Here is a 19812-nt window from a genome sequence, read left to right as displayed (position 1 = left end):
CTCGATGTCGTTCTCACGGCCGCCGATCGCCCTGTGCGACGAACTGCTCGGGTAACAAGCCGCGCCGATTCCTGGGGGCAGGCGGCGGCTTTCGATGGACTGAGGGTGGAAAACCGATCATGAAACTATCCACGTACGCGCCGGCCGCGGGCCGGTTGCGACTGAGTGCACTGGCGGTCGCGGCAGCGGTCGTCGTCTCCGCGGGCGGCCTGCTGGTCACCGGCAACGCGGCGCGAGCGGCGGCCGTACCGGTCCCGTTGGGCACCGCCGAGAGCTTCGTCGTGCTGGCCGGGGCGGGCATCACCAACACGGGTCCGACGGTGCTGACCGGGGACATCGGCAGCTTCCCGAACCCCTCGATCACCGGCACCGCAACGATGACGATCACCGGCACCAACCACGCCGGCGACAACGTCACCCAGGGAGCGAAGGACGACCTGGTCACGGCGTACAACGTCGCCGCCGGGGAGTCGCCGCCGACGCCGATCACCGACGACCTGGGCGGCAAGACCCTGAAGCAGGGCGTCTACAACTCGGCCTCCACGATGGGGCTGACCGGCGCGCTGACGCTGGACGCGGAGGGCGACGCGGGAGCGGTCTTCGTGTTCCAGGTGGGATCCAGCCTCACCACGGCGACCAGCAGCAGCGTCGTGCTGACCAACGGCGCCCGGTCCTGCAACGTGTTCTGGCAGGTGGGCAGCTCGGCGACGATCGGTACGGCGACCCAGTTCCGCGGGACCGTGCTGGCGCTGACGTCCATCACGATGAACACCGGCGCCACCGCCGTCGGCCGGATGCTGGCGCGCAACGGGTCCGTGACGCTGGACACCAACACCCTCACCAAACCGTCCTGCGACTCCGTCCCGCCCACGTCCCCGCCGACCTCACCTCCCACGTCCCCGCCGACTTCCCCGCCCACTTCCCCGCCCACCTCCCCGCCGACCTCGCCGCCAACTTCCCCGCCCACCTCACCCCCGACCTCGCCGCCGACTTCCCCGCCCACCACACCCCCGACTTCCTCGCCGACTTCGCCGCCCACCACACCTCCGACCTCACCGCCCACATCTCCGCCGACGTCCCCGCCCACATCTCCGCCCACGTCGCCTCCCACGATCCCGCCGACGTCACCGCCGCCCACCACACCGACCTCGCCGCCGATCCCACCGTCCTCCCCCCGGCCGCCACAGGTACCGCAGACCCCCGAGGGCCCGGTGGGAACAGGTGACGCCGCCGGCCTGGCGATCTGCCTCATCGAACCCCCGACAGCCACCTGGTTCGGCTGGATCGGAGACGACGCCCGATGAGGACCGGCGCAGCGGTTCTGCTCCTGGCGTCCGCGCTGACGGTGACCGGGTGTGCCACTGAGTCGGGCACGGGGCCGACTCAGCCCGGCCCCGTCGCGCCCGGTGCCACGACGAGCGGGGCCGCTGCGCCCACCACCGTGCTCATGCCCCTACCCACGCGCGCGACCGGCCAGCCCACCACCAAGGCGGCGAAGCCCCCCATCCGGACGCCGCAACGCCCCACCGCCGGCACGCCGAGTCCCGAACTCCGCCCGACGCCGTCCGCCGAACCGTCCCGGCCATCAACTCCCGGCCGGACCCGCAAGCAGGCGGCGCCGCTGCGGAGGTCCACCCCGATGCGGGTCACGATTCCATCGATCGGGATGGACTCCCACCTGATGCGGCTCGGTCTCACCGCGGACGGCTCCCTGCAGGTCCCGCCGAACGCCTTCCCGGCCGGCTGGTTCACCGGCGCCCCGACCCCGGGCGAACGCGGTCCGGCGGTCATCGCCGGCCACGTCCGCTGGTCCGGCCGGGCCGGCGTCTTCGCCCGCCTGGCCCGCCTGAAGCCCGGCGACACGGTCACGGTGACCCGGCAGGACCGCTCGACGGCGGTCTTCCGGGTCAACCGGGTCCAGCAGTACGCGAAGTCCAGGTTCCCGAGCGCCGCGGTGTACGGCGACATCAGGCACGCCGGCTTGCGGCTGATCACGTGCGGTGGCTACGACCCCGCGTCGAGGGAGTACGAAGCGAACCTGGTCGCGTTCGCCGACCTGATCGCCTAGGGCTTGCGTCCGGCGAGCGAACCACCGATCATCAACAGACTGTTGTCAACATCCTGTTGAAGGGCCTTCCGGTGATCATCAGCCTCACGGACTCCACCATCGCGAGCTCCGGAGCCAAAGCGGCCGGCCTGGGAACCCTGCTCCGGGCCGGTCTTCCCGTCCCGGACGGCTTCGTGATCCCCACCGCGGCGTACCGCGCCGTCGCCGACGACCTCGCCCTGCCGACGCTGCTCGCCGAGCACGGCCCGACCGCGGTACGTCAAGAGCTCGAAGCCCGGCCGTTGCCCCAGGCCCTGATCTCCGCACTGACCACCGCGTTGTCCGAACTGGGCGAGGGCCCGGTCGCCGTACGCTCCTCGGCCGCCGACGAGGACTCCTCCACCGCATCCGCCGCCGGTCAGTACGACAGCTTCCTGGCCGTCGTCGGTCCAGCGGCCGTCGCCGCCAGGGTCCGCGCGACCTGGGCCTCAGCCTGGTCCCCGCGCGCCGTCGCGTACCAGCGTACGGAGGGCTCGCTGGATCGGCCGGAGATCGCCGTCGTCGTCCAGCGGCATCTCGACGCCGAGGTCGCCGGCGTGCTGTTCACGAACGGGCGTGAGGCAACGGTCGAGGCTTCCTGGGGGCTCGGCGAGAGCGTGGTGCAAGGCCTGGTGACCCCGGACGCCTACACGGTCGCCGCCGACGGCACGATCACCTCCCGTCTCGGCGACAAGCAGACCCGCATCGACCGCGGGCCGGCCGGAACAGTCAGTACGCCGGTCCCGCGCGACCTTCGGCGGCACCCGTGCCTCACCGATCCTCAACTCCGGAAGCTGCAGCAACTGGGGCACGAGGTCGCCGGTCTGTTCGGCGGTGCCCAGGACATCGAGTTCGCCGTCACAGGCGGCGAGATCTGGCTTCTGCAAGCACGTCCGGTCACCGCCGAGCTTCCAGCGGCCATCCCCGGCGTCACTGCCTCACATCCCGAGGAACTGCAGGGAACGCCCGGAAGCCGAGGCCAGGCGACCGGCACCGCCCGCCTCGTCCACGGCCCACAGGACTTCCACCGCGTCCGTCCCGGCGACGTCCTCGTCTGCCGCTACACCGACCCGGCCTGGACCCCTCTGTTCACCGTCATTGCCGGAGTAGCCACCGAACAAGGCGGCCGCCTCTCCCACGCCGCCATCGTCGCCCGCGAACGCCAGATCCCCGCGGTCCTGGGCGTCCCGAACCTGATGACCGCCGTGCAGGACGGTCGGCACCTCACCATCGACGGCACCACCGGGACCGTCAGGCAGAACGGCCCATCAGGGCGGTGACATAGGCATCCAACCGTTCCGCCACGACGCGCGTCGTCAGCTCCGTCCTTCCGGCCTCTCTCCAGGGCTGCGAGATCAGATCCACTTCTTCCGAGGCCGCCATCCCGTCCCGGACCTGCCAGTACAGCCGCTCGCTCGCAGACGCCGCCAGGACCCCGCCGGCATCCTCGTACGCCGCAGCGAACCGCAGCCCCCAGGCCGGGCCGTGCAGAAGCGCGAGCCCGACCGAGCAGTGCGCCACATCAAGATCCGCCGGCCCCCACGAGGCGGCGGCCCAATCGACGACGCCGGTGATCCGGGCACCTACCGGCCGCACGTCCAGCAACACGTTGCCCGGCTGGAAGTCCCGGTGCAGGAATCGCCCTTCGTACGGCGGCGCGGGCTTGCGGATCACGTCGATCGCCGCCATCCACACCGCCCGGTCGGCGCCCTCGGGGATCACCACGGTGTCGGCGGTCGTCAACGCCACATATTCGCGGGGCCGCTCAGCGGGACGCACTGCATGGATCGCGACGAGCTGACGGGCCAACGCAGGGACGCGGGTCTGCAATCCCTCATCACCGAGCACCGGTCGGCCCGGCAGATGCGTCATGAGGAGCGACGGATACTCGCACTGCGCGCCGGTCGGGTCGACCGCGACCAGACCAGGAGCCGGTACGCCGGTTCCCGCGAGCAGATCCAGGGCGTCGGCCTCCCTGCTCAGCCACTCCTCGGCCTGCTCCACCTCGACAAAGCTCCGCAGCACCAGCTGACGGCTGCCACCGTCCCGCGTGCCGATGGTCAGTTTCCGCATCTCAGCGGTGATACCGCCGTGCAGCGCCTCAACCCGAACGATCCGCTCGCCGCCCTCCAACTGCCGCCGCACCCAAGCCAACGTCAACGGCCGCACAGCCACCGGCTCGCCGTCGTTGGTCACCGAGCCACCTCATCACCCGAACGGCACCCGCGCGAACGGTTTATTGGCGCCTCCGGTGCCGACCTGCCACGGAGAAGGGCCCGCCTGGGGGCGAAGTACTCCCCGAACCGACTACCCCACAAACACCGCAGTCGGCTTGGCGAGTGGACCGTGGGCTTCGTACAGCGCCAGGAACGTCCCGTCCGGCCCGAACATCGCCGTCGGCCCCGCGCCCAGCTTCAACCCCGCCAACGGCCGCCCGGTCCTGATCGCCGTTGCCTGCTCGGCGTCCGCGTCGTACCGCGGAAACGTCTCCCCCGCGACGTCGGCGATCGGTAGCCAGCGGAAGTCCTCGCCGAGCTCCTCCAGCGTGTACGCCGCCGAGAGGTCGAAGCTCCCCACCCGGGTCCGCCGCAGCATCGTCAGGTGACCCCCGACACCGAGCTCGACGCCGAGATCCCGCGCCAGCGCCCGGATGTAGGTCCCGCTGGAGCAGTCGACCGAGATGTCCACCTCGATCGCCTGCGCCGCACTGCGCACGTCCAGTACGTCGTACCGGCTGACGGTCACCTCGCGGGCCTTCAGCGCGACCTCCTCGCCCGCGCGGACCCGCTCGTACGCGCGCCGCCCGTCGACCTTGATCGCGGAGACCTTCGACGGCACCTGCGAGATCCGCCCACGGAACCCGGCGACGGCCTTCTCGATCGCCTCCGCGGTGACCTCACCCAGCGCCGCCGGGGAGGCGGTCGTTTGGATCTCGCCCTCGGCGTCGTCGGTGGTCGTGGTCGCGCCGAGCAGCACGGTCGCGTCGTACGACTTGTCGGCCAGCTGGAGGTGGCCGAGCAGCCGGGTGGCCCGGTTCAGCCCGACCACCAGGATGCCGGTGGCCATCGGGTCCAGCGTGCCGGCGTGCCCGACCTTGCGGGTGCCGGCGAGCCGCCGGATCCGGGCGACCACGGTGTGCGAGGTCAGCCCGGCCGGCTTGTCGACGACGACGATGCCGTCGGCAACGTTCGGCTCACTCGTCGTCATCGTCCTCGCGGCGCTTGTACGGGTCGGGGTCGCCGGCCGGCTTGGCGCGGGCCGCGGCCTTGGCCACCTCGGCGTCGGCCTCGCGGGCCTTGGCCAGCAGCTCCTCGATCTGGCCGGCGTTCTCCGGGACGGCGTCCAGGAAGAACGCCAGGCTCGGCGTGTGCCGCAGCCCGAGCGCCTTGCCGACCTCGCTGCGGATCAGTCCGCGGGCCGACTCCAGCGCGGCGGCCGTGGACGCCCGCTCCTGCTCGCCGCCGTACACCGTGTAGAACACACTCGCCTCGCGCAGGTCTCCGGTCAGCCGCGCGTCGGTCACGGTGACGAAGCCGAGCCGCGGGTCCTTGACCCGGCGTTCCAGCAGTTCCGCGACCAGGACCTGGATCCGGTCGGCCAGCTGCTTCGCCCTTGCTTCACCCATCAGGGCTCACTCCCTCATTCCTGCGGAACGTCCGGCGCGACGGCTGTGACACCGCCACTGCGACGTTACTCCGCGAGCCGGCGCCGGGACCCCGTGGGATCCCGGCGCACGACCGGTGGTCAGCTGCGCGGCTTCTCGCGCAGCTCGAACGCCTCGACGACATCGCCGATCTTGATGTCGTTGTAGCCCTGGATGGTCAGACCGCACTCGAAGCCCTCACGGACCTCGGACGCGTCGTCCTTGAACCGCTTGAGCGACGACAGGTCGGTGTTGTCGACCACCACCGCGCCGTCCCGGATCAACCGGACCTTCGCGTTGCGGCGGAGCAGACCACTGGTGACCCAGCAACCGGCGATGTTTCCGACCTTCGAGGAGCGGAAGATCTCGCGGATCTCCGCCTGGCCGAGCACGACCTCCTCGTAGATCGGCTTGAGCATGCCCTTCAGGGCCGCCTCGATGTCGTCGATCGCCGAGTAGATGACCGAGTAGTACCGGACATCGACGCCCTCGCGCTCGGCCACGTCTCCGGCCTTGCCCGCCGGCCGCACGTTGAAGCCGATGATGACGGCGTTCGACGCGATGGCCAGGTTGACGTCGTTCTCGTTGATCGCGCCGACACCGCGGTCGATCACCCGCAGGTTGACCTCGTCGCCGACCTCGATCCGGACCAGCGCGTCTTCCAGCGCCTCGACCGAACCGGACACGTCGCCCTTCAGGATGAGCAGCAGTTCCTGCGTCTCGCCCTTCTCCATCGAGGCCATGAAGTCCTCGAGGGTACGACGGGCGCGCCGCTTGGCGTTGGCCGCCGCCCGAGCGCGGGCTTCGCGCTTCTCGGCGATCTGCCGGGCCATCCGGTCGTCGTCGACCACCAGGAACTTGTCGCCCGCTCCGGGGACCGCGGTCAGACCGAGGACCAGGACCGGACGCGACGGGGTGGCTTCCTCGACCGCGTCGCCGTGCTCGTCGAGCATGGCCCGGACCCGGCCGTACGCCGGTCCGGCCACCATCGAGTCGCCGACCCGCAGCGTTCCGCGCTGCACCAGCACGGTCGCCACCGGACCACGGCCCTTGTCCAGGTTGGCCTCGATCGCGATGCCCTGGGCCGGCATGTTCGGGTTGGCCCGCAGATCCAGCGCGGCGTCCGCGGTGAGCACGACGCTCTCCAGCAGACCCTCGATGTTGATCCGGGACTTCGCCGACACGTCGACGAACATCGTGTCGCCGCCGTACTCCTCGGGCACCAGGCCGTACTCGGTCAGCTGACCGCGCACCTTGGTCGGGTCCGCGTTCGGCACGTCGATCTTGTTCACCGCGACCACGATCGGCACGTTCGCCGCCCGGGCGTGGTTCAGCGCCTCGATCGTCTGCGGCATCACGCCGTCGTCGGCCGCGACCACCAGGATGACGATGTCGGTGGCCTGCGCACCACGGGCACGCATGGCGGTGAACGCCTCGTGACCGGGGGTGTCGACGAAGGTGATCGCCCGCTGCTGGCCGTCGACCTCGGTGGTCACCTGGTAGGCACCGATGTGCTGGGTGATGCCACCGGCTTCCTTGGCCACCACGTTCGCCTGCCGGACCGCGTCCAGCAGCTTGGTCTTACCGTGGTCGACGTGACCCATCACGGTCACCACCGGCGGCCGCTTGACCAGGTCGTCCTCGTCGCCCTCGTCGGCGCCGAAGTCGATGTCGAACGACTGCAGCAGCTCGCGGTCCTCGTCCTCCGGGGACACGATCTGTACGTCGTACTCCAGCTCGGTGCCGAGCAGCTGCAGCGTCTCCTCGTTGACCGACTGGGTCGCGGTCACCATCTCACCGAGGTGGAACAGCACCTGCACCAGCGACGCCGGATCCGCGCCGACCTTCTCGGCGAAGTCCGTCAGCGAGGCACCACGGGCGAGCTTGACGACCTCGCCGTTGCCGTGCCGGACGCGCACGCCGCCGACGGCCGGAGCCTGCATGTTGTCGAATTCCTGGCGCTTGGCGCGCTTGGACTTGCGACCACGACGGGCCGGACCGCCCGGACGCCCGAAGGCACCCTGTGTCCCGCCCCGGCCCCGGTTGCCCGGGCCCGGACGACCGCCGCCACCACCGGGGGGACCGCTCGGGCCACCACCGGGACGGAAGCCGCCGCCACCGCCACCGCCGCCACCGCGCGGACCGGCACCCGGTCCACCCGGACCGCCGCCGCCGCCGGGACGGCCGCGTCCACCGCCGCCACCGCCACCGGCGGGCGCGGACGGACGGCCGGTGAACGTACCGGCCGAGGACTTCGGCATCATCGCCGGGTTCGGCCGCGGCGCACCGGGCACACCGCCCGGACGCGGACGGTCGTTCCCGCCACCGCTGCGGGCCTGCGGAGGCCGCGGCGGCATACCGGCCGGGCTCGCACCCGCCGGCGAAGACGATCCACCCGGACCAGGACGCGCGCCACCGCGCTGCATGCCCTGGGTCGAGCTGAACGGGTTGTTGCCCGGCCGCGGAGCGCCCGGACGGGGACCACCGGAACCACCGGCACCACCCGGACGGCCGCCACCCGGACGCGGAGCGCCGGGACGCGGCGCGCCACCGGGACGCGGCGCGGAGCCGGACGCACCCGGACGGGGCGCCGAACCCGGACGCGGACCGGCGCCCGGCGTGCCCGGACGCGGCGACGGACGGGAGTCCGCACCGTCGGCGGGACGCGGCGCGCGAGCGGCCGGAGCCTCAGCGGCCGGACGCTCCTGCGCCGGAGCGGCCGGAGCAGCCGGGGTCTCCGGCTGGGCCGGAGCAGCCTTCGCGGCCGGGGCCTCGAAGGCCGGCTCAGAAGTCTCCCGCTGAGTCGGAGCCGGGGCGCTCTCGGTGCGCGGACCGGGCCGGGGGCCCGGACGCGGACCAGGCCGGGCCGCGCCGGACGGCGCCGGGGTGGCACCGCCTGCCGCGGGACGGGCCGGGGTGCTCTGCTGGGCCGGAGCCTCGGCGGCCGGAGCGGCCGGGGCCTGCGCCGCGGGGGCGGAAACCTCGGGAGCCTTCGGCGCGGCCGGGGCCGGCGTGGGGCGCTCGGCCGGGGACTCGGCAGCCGGCGCCTGGCGCTCGGCCGGAGCGGCCGGTGCCGGACGGTCGGCCGGAGCCGCCGGGGCCTGCCCGTTGGCGGGCTCGGCCGGGGTGACCGGCGCGGTCGCCTGCGGAGCTGCGGACGTGCTGGCGGCGGCCTTCTTGGCCGCGCGCTTCTTCGGCGGGTTCTTCTCGAACTCCTCCGCCAACCGACGGACCACAGGAGCCTCGATCGTCGACGACGCCGATCGAACGAACTCTCCCATGTCGTTCAGCCTGGTCAGGACGACCTTGCTGGTAACTCCGAGCTCTTTCGCGAGCTCGTAGACTCGGACCTTTGCCACTACTCTCCCTCTGGTCCGAGCCTGGGGCGCGGACCGTTAGTTGACGTACATGCTCATCGCATTGCACTCATCGTTCGACACTCATCGAGTGGTCATGAGTCGATGACCCGCCTTCATGTCGTCACGGCTCATGCCGTGGGCGGCCGGGCGGCCGCACTTGGTGCTGAAGTCGCTCACTGCTCGACCTGTGCCCGCACGAGCGTCAGGTCCAGCGGACCCGGGACCTTGAAGGCCCGCGGGAACGCCTTGCGTCGCTCGGCGAGGTCGAGACACTCGGTCACCGGGTGCAAGTGCGCCCCGCGGCCGGGTGCCCGATGAGCGGGATCCGGGAGGACACGTCCTCCGGACACCGTCATCCGCAGCAGGTCGGACGGACTGTCTCGTTTCCGGCACCCGATACAGGTGCGCTCCCGAAGCTTCTCAGGGCGCGCGTCTGCAGTCTCTGTCACAGTTCCTCAGGGTGTGGTGACGACTCAGTCGACCGACCGAGAGATCAGTCTACCTTCTCGTCCCCACGAGTCACATCGGTATCCGGCCGGATATCGATCCGCCAGCCGGTCAGCCGGGCGGCGAGGCGGGCGTTCTGGCCCTCCTTGCCGATCGCCAGCGACAGCTGGTAGTCGGGTACGACGACCCGCGCGGCCCGCGCGGCGGCGTCGACGACCTCCACCGAGGAGACCTGCGCGGGTGAGAGCGCGTTCCCGACGAACGTCGCCGGGTCGTCGCTGTGGTCGATGATGTCGATCTTCTCACCGTGCAGCTCGTGCATGATGTTGCGCACCCGCTGGCCCATCGGGCCGATGCAGGCGCCCTTGCCGTTCACCGACGGGTTCAGCGTGCGGACCGCGATCTTGGTCCGGTGGCCGGCCTCGCGGGCGATCGCGGTGATCTCCACGGTGCCGTCGGCGATCTCCGGCACCTCCAGCGCGAACAGCTTCTTGACCAGGTTCGGGTGCGTCCGGGAGACGGTGATCTGCGGGCCCTTGAAGCCCTTGCGGACGCCGACCACGTAGACCCGCAGCCGGGAGCCGTGCTCGTACTTCTCCCCCGGCACCTGCTCCGGACCGGGCAGCACGGCCTCGATCTTGCCGAGATCGACCATCACCGAGCGCGGGTCGCGGCCCTGCTGGACGACGCCGGAGACGATGTCGCCCTCCTTGCCGGAGAACTCGCCGTAGCGCACCTCGTCCTCGGCGTCGCGCAGCCGCTGCAGGATGACCTGCTTGGCGGTGGTCGCCGCGATCCGGCCGAAGTCGGCGGGAGTGTCGTCGTACTCGCGGACCAGGGTGCCGTCGGGGCCCATCTCCCGGGCGAACACGGTGACGTGCCCGGTCTTGCGGTCGAGCTCGGCGCGGGCGTGCTGCTGGGCCCCCTCGGTGCGGTGGTACGCGACCAGCAGGGCCTGCTCGATCGCCTCCACCACCACCTCGAAGGCGATGTCCTTCTCCCGCTCCAGGGACCGCAGAACGGCCATGTCGATGTCCATCAGTTCTCCTCCACCGTGCCGTCAGCAGCATCGCCGGCTGTGTCTGGGGCAGGTTCGTCGTTGCCGGCAGGCCGGTTGAACTCGATCTGGACCTTGGCCTTGTCCACGTCGGCGTAGGCCACCGTGCGGAGCGTGCCGTCGACGTCCAGGTCGGCGGTCTCGTCGGAGACCGTCTTGATCCGGCCGGTCAGCTTGTCGCCGCTGTGCAGCGTGACCGCGACCAGCCGGGAGATGTTGCGCCGCCAGTGCCGCGGCAGGGTGAGCGGCCGGTCGACCCCGGGGCTGGAGACCTCGAGGGTGTAGGCGCCGTCGCCCATCACGTCGTCGGCGTCGAGTGCCTTGGAGATCGCCCGGGTCACGTCGGCGACGTCGTCCAGGCTGATGCCGCCGTCGCGGTCGACCAGGACGCGCAGCAGCCGGCGCCGGCCGGCCGGGGTGACCTCGGCGGCCTCCAGGTCGCAGCCGAACTGCTCGACGAGCGGCCGCAGGAAGTTCTCGAGGCTCGTGGTGTCCGTGTGGTCAGTCTTTCGGCTCACAGGTAAACCTGCCTCTCTCCAGTTGTGCACCCGTAACGCCCTGTCCGCAGGGCAGTAGCCCACCTTATCCGGCCCGGCGCCCGCTCCCTACCAGCGGCTCGGCCGAACCGGCCGGGCGGCGGGGTCCGGTGCGGGTCGCCGGTCGGGGCCCGGGGAGCGGATAGGGTTTCGGCCGTGCCGAACGATGCCCGCCGACTGTCGCGCCGTACCGCGCTCCGGACCGCCGCCCTGGTGGCGGGCGCCGCCGCGCTGGCCAGCGGGTGCGACGACGAACCCGACCGCAGCGGTACGCCGGGCGCGTCGACCGGCCCGGACGGATCGGTCCAGGCGCCGGAGCCCAGCGCGGACCCGGAGGTCGTCGCGGCGCTCACCACGGCCGCCACCCAGATCCAGCAGCTGGCCCTCCGCTACAGCTCCACGAGCCAGACGTTCCCCGCCTTGCGCACGCGGCTGTCGTCCGGCGTGCGCAGCCACGCGGCTCATGTCGCGAAGCTCAAGGAGCTCGGCGGCTTCGAGCCACCGCAGCCCGGCAAGCTCCCGCCGCTGCCGAAGGCCTCGGCGGCCGCGCTGGCCGATCTGGCGAGCCGGGAGCAGCGACTGTCCGTCGCGCACGCCACCGCCGCGGCGAAGCTGACCGGCCCGCCGGCTCGGTTGCTGGCCACGATCGCCGCGTCGGAGAGCCAGCTCGCCGCCGTGCTGACCGCGAAGAAGGCTGCTTCGTGAGCACGTCCCAGACCGAGGCGGAGGCGCTCCAGGCCGCGATCGCCGGCGAGCACGCCGCCCTGTACGGCGTCGGCGTGGCCGGCGGCAAACTCAGCGGCGCCCGGTTCCGCGCGGCGACCACCTTGTACGAGCAGCACCGCAAACGCCGCGACCTGCTCGCCGACCTGCTGGTCCAGAGCGGCCAGACCCCGGCCGCGGCCGAACCGGCGTACGACCTGCCGCAGGTCGTGACCGATCCGGCGACGGCGGTCGCGCTCGTTCTGGGCATCGAACGCCGGCTCGGCGCGGTGTACGCCGACCTCGTCGAGGCGGCCGAGCAGGACGGGCCGCGCACGTTCGCCGTTCAGGCGCTGATCGCGACCGCGCGTGAGCAGCTGGCGTGGGGTGGCCGCCCCGAGGCCTTCCCCGGCCAGACCTGAGCTCGCCTGCCACGCCGGGCCGCCGGTCGCTGCCCGTGTCCGGCTCAGCACGGTCTGCGCCCGAAGACCATGCACAACGAATGATTTCCGGTGCAGTTACGGCTTTTGGGCAATTCGTTGTGTACTGCCCTTTACTCCGAGCGTGACCTTCCCTATATTTTCGGCCACGGAGACTGGGGGGTCGCCGGGCTTTCACTCTCGCCGCGCGTCGTCGCTGCGCGGGTGATCATCCAAGGCTGAAGCAAAGCGTCTGTTCCGTACCTTCATTTGTTACGCCCAACTTCTTGAGTCGTGCCTGGCCGCGACTACGGAGGGTAGTGAAGCATGCGTACATTCGACTTGGTCACCGGCGAAAGCCTCTTCGTGAACGATCTGCGGGTGGTCCGCTGGGAGCAGTACGGCCTCGGAACGGCGATGCCTTTCCAGGCCATGTGGTACAGCGTTCCGCCGGGCGACGAGAGCCCGATCGACCAGCACCCCGAGCTGGAACTGTCGATCGTCGTCGCCGGCACCGCGCACGTCACCGTCGGCGACACCGTGCACGAGGTGCCGCACGGCAACGCGTTCCTGCTGAACAGCCTGGAGGCGCACGTCGTCCAGAACCGTTCGGCCGACGAGGTGCTGACCGTCTTCAGCGCCTACTGGTACCCCGAGGCCGCGACCGCGGCGGCGGAGGCACTCGCCGGCCGGTCGGCCGTGGCGGTCGGCCATGACTGATCCGGTCACCGGCGCGCGCACCGATCGCGTCACCGTCGTCACCTTCCCGCAGCCCACGGTGAACGGCCCTTTGCACGTCGGCCACCTGTCCGGCCCGTACCTTGCCGCCGACACCGCCGCCCGCGCCGCGCGGGCCCGGGGCGAGCGGGTGGTGGTCACCTCCGGTCTCGACGTGCACCAGAACTACGTGCTGACCCGGGCCGAGCGCGAAGGTCTCGACGTCGGCGCGATGACGACCGAGTTCCGCGCGGACATCAAGGAGACCTACCGGCAGGCGCGGATCGGGTACGACCGGTTCAGCGACCCGCTCGGCGACGAGCACGCGCCGATCGTCCGCGCCCTGATGAACCACCTGATCGCGTCCGGCGCGACCCCGCTGCGCGAGGTGACCCTGCACGGCTGCGCCGACTGCGGCCGCACGTTGCACGAGTCGTACCTGGTCGGCCTCTGCGCAACCTGCGAGGCGCCGGCCGCCGGTGGCGCGTGCGAGCAGTGCGGCAGCTTCACGCGGGTCGACACCATGGTCGATCCGGTCTGCGGCCGGTGCGGTGGTCCGCCGCGCGCGTTCCGGGCGACGGTGCCGGTGCTGCGGATGGAGGAGCACCGCGCCGCGCTCACCGACGCCTGGCTGCGGGCGCAGTTCCCGCCGGCCGTGCGCGCGGTGATCGGGCGGCAACTGGCTGCCGGACTGCCCGAGATCGCGCTCGCCTACCCGACCAACTGGGGCATCGAGGGCGACCAGGCGCTGTCCGGCCTGCGGATCGGGCCGTACACCGAGGTGGCACTCACCGACCTCTACAACATCGCCCGCGCGGTCGACCCGGCCGCCACCGACCTGCCCGGCTACCGGGCCGCGCTCGGCCGGATCGACAATCTGTGGCATTTCCTCGGCCTGGACAACGCGTACTGGTACGCGGTCTACTGGCAGGCTGTCTGGGCCGCCTGCGGCGTGTTTCCTTTACCTATTTCCGGGCTGGTGGTCAACCAGTTCTACACCTTGGACGGGGAAAAGTTCTCGACCAGCAGGAATCACGCCATCTGGGCCACCGAACTGCTGCGGGCGCAGGATCCGTCAATCGTTCGTTTGTTCCTCGCCTGGGACCGTCCGGACCGCTACCAGAGCGATTTCACCTGGAATTCCTTCCGCGCTTTCGCGGCCCGGGTGGAACCGCTGCTGAACGGCAGCCACCAGGTCACCGAGCCGCTCGCCCCGGCCCTGGCCGCGCGCGAACTGGCGCGCGGCCAAGCAGCCCTGCGACCGGCCGGCTTCGACCCCGCGCTCGCCGCCCGCTGCCTGATCACCCTGCTCTCCGGCGGCGCGGACGTGGGCCATCTCCGGACCGCGCTGACCGGGCTCGACGACGCCGTCGCCGACGCCCCGCGCGCGGTGCTGGCCGAGGCCGGCGCGGTCCTGCAAGCCGCCGCGCCCAGCCTCGGCACGGTGGACGGCGCCGGCGTCGACCGGCCGGGACCGCTCCTGGCCGGGAAGGGCGAGTAGCAGATGCGGATCTGCGTGATCGGAGCCGGCATCGCCGGCACGCTGCTGGCCTGGCGGCTGAGCGCCTACCCGGCGGTCTCGGTCGACCTCGTCACCGGCGTACCGGGACGGGACGCCACCGCTGCTTCCGGTGGTGGGGTCCGGGGCTTCGAGACCCATCCGGAGCAGCGCCGGCTCGCGATCGAGAGCCTGGCGGAACTGTTCGAGTCCCCCGGCCTGCTCGACCGGGCCGGCTACACCGAGACCGGCTCGACCTACCTGCTCGCGCGGCAGGCCGGGCTGGAGGAAGCCGTCGCCGAGGTGGAGCACGCGCACCCCGGATCCACCGAGATCGTCGACGGCAGCACGCTGCGTGGCCTCGGCTGGCACGCACTGCCCGACGGCACGGTCGGCGTACTGGAGAAGCGGGCCGGGTTCATCCGGCCCGACCAACTACGGGCACTGGTGATCGACCAGTTGGCCCGCGGCACCAGCAGCAGGGTCGTGACCGGCCCTGTGCTCGGACTGGTTCCCCACCCCGACGGCTCGGTCAGCTGCCGCACACCCGGCGGCAGCGACCGGTACGACGTGGTCGTGGTGGCGGCCGGTCCGTGGACGCCCGGACTGCTCACCGGCAACGCGTTGCCGGCCGATCCGTACCGGACGAAGGCGATCCAGGTCGCCGTGTACAGCGTGGCCGGCGCCCTGCCGACCATGTTCGTCGACGAGACCAGCGACCTGTACGGGCGCCCGACGGCAGACGGCGGTCTGCTGCTGGGCGTCGACACGCACCGCTGGTCCGTCCCACCCGGCAGCAGCGCGCCGGTCAGCGACCTGACGGCCCGAGCCGTCCGGATCGCCGGCGAGCGGCTGCCACACCTCAGGCTGTTGCAGGCCGCGCACACGGTCAACAACGCCGACTGCTATGCCGATCCGCCGGTACTGACCCTGTGGTCGGTGCTCGGCAGCACACATCGGCTCTTCACCTTCACCGGTGGGTCCGGCGGCAGCGTGAAAACCGCGCTGGCCGCGAGCCGGACGGCCGCGAGCGACCTGCTCGGGCCACTCGTCACCGGTGGAACCACGCGCACCACCACTTCGCGGACGGAGAACAAGCGCATGACCATCACGGAACCAGGCACCAGACGAACCAGCGACAGCCTGACCCGCTACCACACCATCGGCATCGGAGCCGGGCCGTCGAACCTCTCGCTGGCCGCCCTGTACAAGAACGTCACCACCGAGAAGCTGGCCCTGTTCGACTCCCGGCCGGTGGCCGGCTGGCACACGCCGCTGCTCTACCCCGGCGTCCGGATGCAGACCGGCTGGATGAAGGACCTGGTGTCGCTGGTCGACCCTCGGCACGAACTGACGTTCCTCAACTACCTGGTCACCTCCGGGCGGCTCTATGCGCTGATCAACTCCCAGTTCGACGCGCTCCCGCGGATCGAGTACGAGCGCTACCTGGCCTGGGCCACCGAGCGGCTCGGCGTGGTGAACTTCAGCTCCCGGGTGGACTCGATCGCGATCACCGACGAGGGCTTCGAGGTCAGCGTCGACGGTGAGCCGGTGGCGGTCTCCGAGCACCTCGTGCTCGGCCTCGGCACCCGCCCGGTGTGGCCCGAGTACGTGCGCGACCTGCCGTCCGCGCGGGCCTTCATCGCCGACGAGCTCGGTGTCCGGATGCCCGACCTGGAGGCGCACAAGGCCGACCCGATCGCCGTCGTCGGCGGCGGGCAGACCGGCCTGGAGTGCGTGCTGCGGCTGCTGGGCTCCGGCTTCACCGACATCCGCTGGATGGGCCGCAACCAGTGGTTCCGCAGCATCGACGACTCCCCGATGGCCAACGAGCTGTACCGGCCGTCGCACATCCAGTTCCTGCAGGGCCTGAACCGGACCAAGCGCCGGGAGATGATCGTCGACTCCCGGTACAGCGGCGACGCGATCACTCCTGGTGGGCTCCGGGCGCTCTACCAGGCCAACTACGACGGTCTGCTGACGCTGGGCCGGTTCCCCGTCACGCTGCTGCCGGGCCGCGACGTCACCTCGTCGGAGCTGCTCGAGGACGGCATGCTGCGGCTGCGCTGCTCGACCACGGCCGCGCCGGAGGAGCACGACGTCCGCCACGTCGTGGTCGCCGCCGGACGCGAGCACGTCCAGGCGCCGTTCAGCGACGACCTGCGGGAGCGGATCGACTACGACGACGACGGCGAGATGCTGGTCGAGCCGGACTACTCGGTGCGCTGGAAGGGCATGAACGGGCACCGGATCTACTCGTTCAACGCGAGCCGGTACAGCCACGGCCTGACCAACGCCGGCCTGACCCAGCTGCCGGTCCGCGCCGCGATCGTGCTGAACTCGATGTTCGACCGGGAGATCTACCCGATCTCCGACGAGCTCTGCGCGGTGAAGTGGTGAGCGCCGCGCCGGCCGAGCGGCCGTTCGTGCCGGACGTCGACGGCGTCTGGTTCCAGCTCGTGGTCGACGACCCCGCCGCGGGCGCGCCGTACGGGCAGTACCACCGCGAGGACGACCTGGTCTGGGCCGAGTTCTACGCCGGCGGCTCGCTGCGCAGCGGCCGGCTGGTCGGCCACCTGCAGCCGGACGGCTCGATCAAGGCCGCCTACTGCCTGCTCACCGCGACCGGCGACGTGGTCAGCGGCGAGTGCCTCAGCATCCCCGAGCTCGATGCCCGGGGCAACATCCGGATCGCCGACCACTTCCGCCGCAGCGACGGCAGCAGCGGAGTCACCTACATCGAGCAGATCCCCGCTCCGGTCCGGGAGGCCTGAGATGAACCCGACGACCGAACGACCGCACCTGCTCGTGGTGGCCACCGGAATGCGGCTGTTCCGCGAGTACATCCTGCGCTCGATCGCCCCGCAGTACCGGATCCACATGTTCCTGCACGCCGAGCCGACCTGGGAGAAGGAGTACATCGAGGCCTGGACCGTGCTGGACAGCACCCTGGACGCCGACGCGCTGGTCGCCGCCGCGCAGAAGCTGCACGCCGAGCAGCCGATCGACGGCGTGCTCTGCTGGGACGAGGCCCGGATCCTGCAGACCGCGCACGTCGCCGCAGCGCTCGGCCTGCCCGGCGGTGACGTCGAGATGGTGAACCGGTGCCGCGACAAGCACCTGACCCGTACGGCGCTCGCCGAGCACGGCGTGCCGCAGCCGGAGTCCGTGCTGGTGGACACCGTCGACGAGGCCCTCGTCACGGCCGAGAAGCTCGGCTACCCGGTGATCCTCAAGCCCCGCGCGCTGGCCGCCAGCCTCGGCGTGGTCAAGGTGAACTCGGCCGACGAGCTGCGGGCCAACTGGGCCTTCGCGCACGACACGACCGTGCCGGAGGCGCCGCACTACGACGTCAAGGTGCTGGTCGAGGAGTTCGCGGACGGCTACGAGATCAGCATCGACTCGGCGGTCTTGTCCGGTCAGGTGACGCCGTTCTGCCTGGCCCGCAAGGAGATCGGCTACCCGCCGTACGCCGAGGAGATCGGGCACTTCGTCGACGCGGCCGACCCGTTGCTGGCCGACGAGCAGCTGTTCCAGGTGCTCGTCGACGCGCACGCCGCGATCGCCTTCACCGACGGCGTCACCCACACCGAGATCATGATGACCGCCGACGGCCCGAAGGTGATCGAGATCAACGCCCGGATCGGCGGCGACATGATCCCGTACCTCGGGCTGCAGGCGACCGGCGCCGACCCGGGCCTGGCCGCGGCCGCCGTCGCCACCGGGCGCACGCCCGAGCTGGTGCCGGACCGCACGATGGTCGGCGGGGTCCGGTTCTTCTACGTCGACGAGAACGACACCGTGCTGGACTCGGTCGAGTTCGACCCGACCGACCTGCCCGGCACGATCGACCAGCTGGTCCCGCTGATGGAGGCCGGTCAGACCACCAGTCCCCCGCCGGTCGGCACGCTGTGGGGCCGGATCGCCTACGCGACCGTCGTCGCCACCTCGTTGGACGACTGCCGGGCCGGGCTGGACGCGGCCGAGAAGGCGCTGCGCTGGTCGGGCAAGGTGAAGGCCAAGGAGCCAGAGGAGGCAGCGTCATGACGTCGGCTGCTCCGGGCACGACCGACGACAGCACCGGCATCTGGGCGACCATCCGGGACGCGCCGCTGGCGGTGAAGGCGCTGCTGGTCGGCGTCTTCGTGAACAAGCTCGGCTGGTTCCTGCAGGTCTTCCTGGTGCTGTTCCTGACCACCTCGAAGGGGTTCACCGACGTCCAGGCCGGCACCGCGCTGGGCGTCTACGGCGCGGGGTCGGTGGTCGGCCTGATCATCGGCGGCTCGCTGTCCGACAAGGTCGGGCCGCGCGCCGCGGTGATGATCAGCATGTTCGGCATGGCGGGCTTCGTGCTCGCGATCGCCTACGTGCCGAGCTACCCGGCCGTGGTGGTCGTGGTCGCGCTGGCCGGTGCGGTCGGGCAGTTCTACCGCCCGGCCTCGGCGGCGCTGCTGACCGAGCTGACGCCGAAGAACCGTCAGGTGATGATCTTCGCGGTCTACCGGCTGGCGATGAACCTGGGCACCACCGCGGCCCCGCTGATCGGCGCCGCGCTGGTGTCGATCTCCTGGAACCTGCTGTTCATCGGCGAGGCGCTGGCCGCGCTGGCGTACGCCGTGGTGGCGATCGTCGCGCTGCCCAAGCGCCGTCCGGTGGCCGACACCCCGGCCGACCCGGTCACCGGTGAGGCGGTGGCGCCGGAACCCACCGGCGGGTACCTGGCCGTGCTGCGGGACTACAAGTACGTGCTGTTCCTGCTGTGCATGTTCATCAACGCGGCGATCTACATGCAGTACCTGGCCGTGCTGCCGCTGCACATGAAGGCGGACGGGTTGTCCACCTGGTGGTTCAGCGCGGTGGTCGCGCTGAACGGCTTCATCGTGATCACCTGCGAGCTGCTGGTGACCAAGGTGGTGCAGCACTGGCCGGCCCGGATGGTCGCGATCATCGGCTTCGTGCTGCTCGGCGGCGGCCTCGCGTTCTACGCGCTGCCGGGCGGCATCGCGATCTTCGTGGTCGGCACGCTGCTGTGGACGCTGGCCGAGATCATCGCCGGGCCGACCATGTTCGCCTATCCCGGGATGGCCGCGCCGCAACCGCTGCTCGGCCGGTACGTCGGGTCGGCGCACGCGATGTTCGGTCTCGGGTCCGCGCTCGGTCCGTTCCTCGGCGTCTGGCTGTGGAACTCCGTCGGCCCCCAGGTCTGGCTGTGGTGCGGCCTGGCCGGAGCCGTCGGTGTCGTCGCCGCGTACTTCGGGATGTCGAGCGGCACGGACGAACCGGCCGAAGAACCCGTTCTGGACATCACCCCGGCCGCCGAGCCGTTGCCGAGCGAGAGCTCGTAGGAG

The 19812-nt window shown here is 71.4% G+C and carries 18 protein-coding genes; 11 read left to right on the top strand and 7 right to left on the bottom strand.

The window, feature by feature from the left end; genetic code table 11:
• Nucleotides 1-119: 119 nt before the first annotated feature.
• The 3 genes from KFLA_RS39315 (at nt 120) to KFLA_RS14585 (ending at nt 3366) form a co-directional block, all read left to right on the top strand.
• A complete protein-coding gene (locus KFLA_RS39315; RefSeq protein ID WP_012920567.1) occupies nt 120-1304 on the top strand; it encodes an ice-binding family protein in 1185 nt (394 codons plus the stop codon).
• A gap of 143 nt (nt 1305-1447) precedes the next feature.
• Nucleotides 1448-2068 (top strand): class F sortase, encoded by a 621-nt coding sequence (locus KFLA_RS36675; protein WP_202797125.1) that lies wholly within the window; start codon nt 1448-1450, stop codon nt 2066-2068.
• Between the two features lie 71 nt (nt 2069-2139).
• Entirely contained in the window at nt 2140-3366 is a 1227-nt protein-coding gene (locus tag KFLA_RS14585; RefSeq protein WP_012920565.1) for a PEP/pyruvate-binding domain-containing protein, read from the top strand.
• Here KFLA_RS14585 and KFLA_RS14580 read toward each other — a convergent pair.
• The 7 genes from KFLA_RS14580 to rimP all read right to left on the bottom strand — a co-directional run bounded on the left by KFLA_RS14580 (nt 3338) and on the right by rimP (nt 11110).
• Nucleotides 3338-4282 (bottom strand): phosphotransferase family protein, encoded by a 945-nt coding sequence (locus tag KFLA_RS14580; protein ID WP_012920564.1) that lies wholly within the window; start codon nt 4280-4282, stop codon nt 3338-3340. The two genes, KFLA_RS14585 and KFLA_RS14580, sit on opposite strands and share 29 nt — an antisense overlap.
• A gap of 111 nt (nt 4283-4393) precedes the next feature.
• Complete coding sequence (gene truB / locus KFLA_RS14575; protein ID WP_012920563.1) at nt 4394-5293, bottom strand: tRNA pseudouridine(55) synthase TruB; 900 nt, start codon at nt 5291-5293, stop codon at nt 4394-4396.
• Nucleotides 5280-5711 carry a 30S ribosome-binding factor RbfA gene (gene rbfA, locus KFLA_RS14570; RefSeq protein ID WP_012920562.1) on the bottom strand — a complete coding sequence of 144 codons (432 nt, stop codon included), beginning with the start codon at nt 5709-5711 and terminating at the stop codon, nt 5280-5282. The genes truB and rbfA overlap by 14 nt, the downstream gene beginning before the upstream one ends.
• Nucleotides 5712-5830: 119 nt before the next feature.
• Nucleotides 5831-9088 (bottom strand): translation initiation factor IF-2, encoded by a 3258-nt coding sequence (gene infB / locus KFLA_RS36670; RefSeq protein ID WP_012920561.1) that lies wholly within the window; start codon nt 9086-9088, stop codon nt 5831-5833.
• 173 nt (nt 9089-9261) lie between these two features.
• Nucleotides 9262-9537, bottom strand: a complete 276-nt coding sequence (locus KFLA_RS14560; RefSeq protein WP_012920560.1) for a YlxR family protein — start codon at nt 9535-9537, stop codon at nt 9262-9264.
• Between the two features lie 44 nt (nt 9538-9581).
• Entirely contained in the window at nt 9582-10574 is a 993-nt protein-coding gene (gene nusA, locus KFLA_RS14555; RefSeq protein ID WP_012920559.1) for a transcription termination factor NusA, read from the bottom strand.
• Nucleotides 10574-11110: a ribosome maturation factor RimP gene (gene rimP, locus KFLA_RS14550; RefSeq protein ID WP_012920558.1), complete on the bottom strand. Its 537-nt coding sequence runs from the start codon at nt 11108-11110 to the stop codon at nt 10574-10576. The genes nusA and rimP overlap by 1 nt, the downstream gene beginning before the upstream one ends.
• A 174-nt stretch (nt 11111-11284) precedes the next feature.
• Between rimP and KFLA_RS14545 the strand changes: the two genes are divergently transcribed.
• From KFLA_RS14545 to KFLA_RS14505, 8 genes are all read left to right on the top strand, one after another.
• Nucleotides 11285-11833 (top strand): hypothetical protein, encoded by a 549-nt coding sequence (locus KFLA_RS14545; RefSeq protein ID WP_012920557.1) that lies wholly within the window; start codon nt 11285-11287, stop codon nt 11831-11833.
• Nucleotides 11830-12252, top strand: coding sequence for a ferritin-like domain-containing protein (locus tag KFLA_RS14540; RefSeq protein ID WP_012920556.1), 423 nt, complete (start codon nt 11830-11832; stop codon nt 12250-12252). Before KFLA_RS14545 ends, KFLA_RS14540 begins: the two co-directional genes overlap by 4 nt.
• Nucleotides 12253-12576: 324 nt before the next feature.
• Nucleotides 12577-12969 carry a cupin domain-containing protein gene (locus KFLA_RS14535; RefSeq protein WP_012920555.1) on the top strand — a complete coding sequence of 131 codons (393 nt, stop codon included), beginning with the start codon at nt 12577-12579 and terminating at the stop codon, nt 12967-12969.
• Entirely contained in the window at nt 12962-14467 is a 1506-nt protein-coding gene (locus tag KFLA_RS14530; protein WP_012920554.1) for a class I tRNA ligase family protein, read from the top strand. The genes KFLA_RS14535 and KFLA_RS14530 overlap by 8 nt, the downstream gene beginning before the upstream one ends.
• Before the next feature lie 3 nt (nt 14468-14470).
• The gene (locus KFLA_RS38330) at nt 14471-16864 is read left to right on the top strand and encodes an FAD-dependent oxidoreductase (protein ID WP_012920553.1); all 2394 of its coding nucleotides are present in this window, start codon (nt 14471-14473) and stop codon (nt 16862-16864) included.
• Nucleotides 16861-17238, top strand: a complete 378-nt coding sequence (locus KFLA_RS14515; protein ID WP_012920552.1) for an avidin-fold protein — start codon at nt 16861-16863, stop codon at nt 17236-17238. The genes KFLA_RS38330 and KFLA_RS14515 overlap by 4 nt, the downstream gene beginning before the upstream one ends.
• A 1-nt stretch (nt 17239) precedes the next feature.
• A complete protein-coding gene (locus KFLA_RS14510; RefSeq protein WP_012920551.1) occupies nt 17240-18511 on the top strand; it encodes an ATP-grasp domain-containing protein in 1272 nt (423 codons plus the stop codon).
• On the top strand, nt 18508-19809 hold the full coding sequence (locus KFLA_RS14505; RefSeq protein WP_012920550.1) for an MFS transporter: 1302 nt from the start codon (nt 18508-18510) through the stop codon (nt 19807-19809). The genes KFLA_RS14510 and KFLA_RS14505 overlap by 4 nt, the downstream gene beginning before the upstream one ends.
• Nucleotides 19810-19812 lie beyond the last annotated feature (3 nt).

The organism is Kribbella flavida DSM 17836, from assembly GCF_000024345.1.
In the GTDB taxonomy this organism is placed as follows: Bacteria; Actinomycetota; Actinomycetes; order Propionibacteriales; family Kribbellaceae; genus Kribbella; species Kribbella flavida.
The sequence above is the reverse complement of the archived record's forward strand: the minus strand, read 5'-3'. Positions and strand labels throughout refer to the sequence as shown.

Coding starts and splice junctions, on each gene's coding strand:
- rbfA (WP_012920562.1), bottom strand. CDS start 5,711: ATGGGTGAAGCAAGGGCGAAGCAGCTGGCCGACCGGATCCAGGTCCTG.
- KFLA_RS14535 (WP_012920555.1), top strand. CDS start 12,577: ATGCGTACATTCGACTTGGTCACCGGCGAAAGCCTCTTCGTGAACGAT.
- KFLA_RS14510 (WP_012920551.1), top strand. CDS start 17,240: ATGAACCCGACGACCGAACGACCGCACCTGCTCGTGGTGGCCACCGGA.
- KFLA_RS36675 (WP_202797125.1), top strand. CDS start 1,448: ATGCCCCTACCCACGCGCGCGACCGGCCAGCCCACCACCAAGGCGGCG.
- KFLA_RS39315 (WP_012920567.1), top strand. CDS start 120: ATGAAACTATCCACGTACGCGCCGGCCGCGGGCCGGTTGCGACTGAGT.
- nusA (WP_012920559.1), bottom strand. CDS start 10,574: ATGGACATCGACATGGCCGTTCTGCGGTCCCTGGAGCGGGAGAAGGAC.
- KFLA_RS14530 (WP_012920554.1), top strand. CDS start 12,962: ATGACTGATCCGGTCACCGGCGCGCGCACCGATCGCGTCACCGTCGTC.
- KFLA_RS38330 (WP_012920553.1), top strand. CDS start 14,471: ATGCGGATCTGCGTGATCGGAGCCGGCATCGCCGGCACGCTGCTGGCC.
- truB (WP_012920563.1), bottom strand. CDS start 5,293: ATGACGACGAGTGAGCCGAACGTTGCCGACGGCATCGTCGTCGTCGAC.
- KFLA_RS14505 (WP_012920550.1), top strand. CDS start 18,508: ATGACGTCGGCTGCTCCGGGCACGACCGACGACAGCACCGGCATCTGG.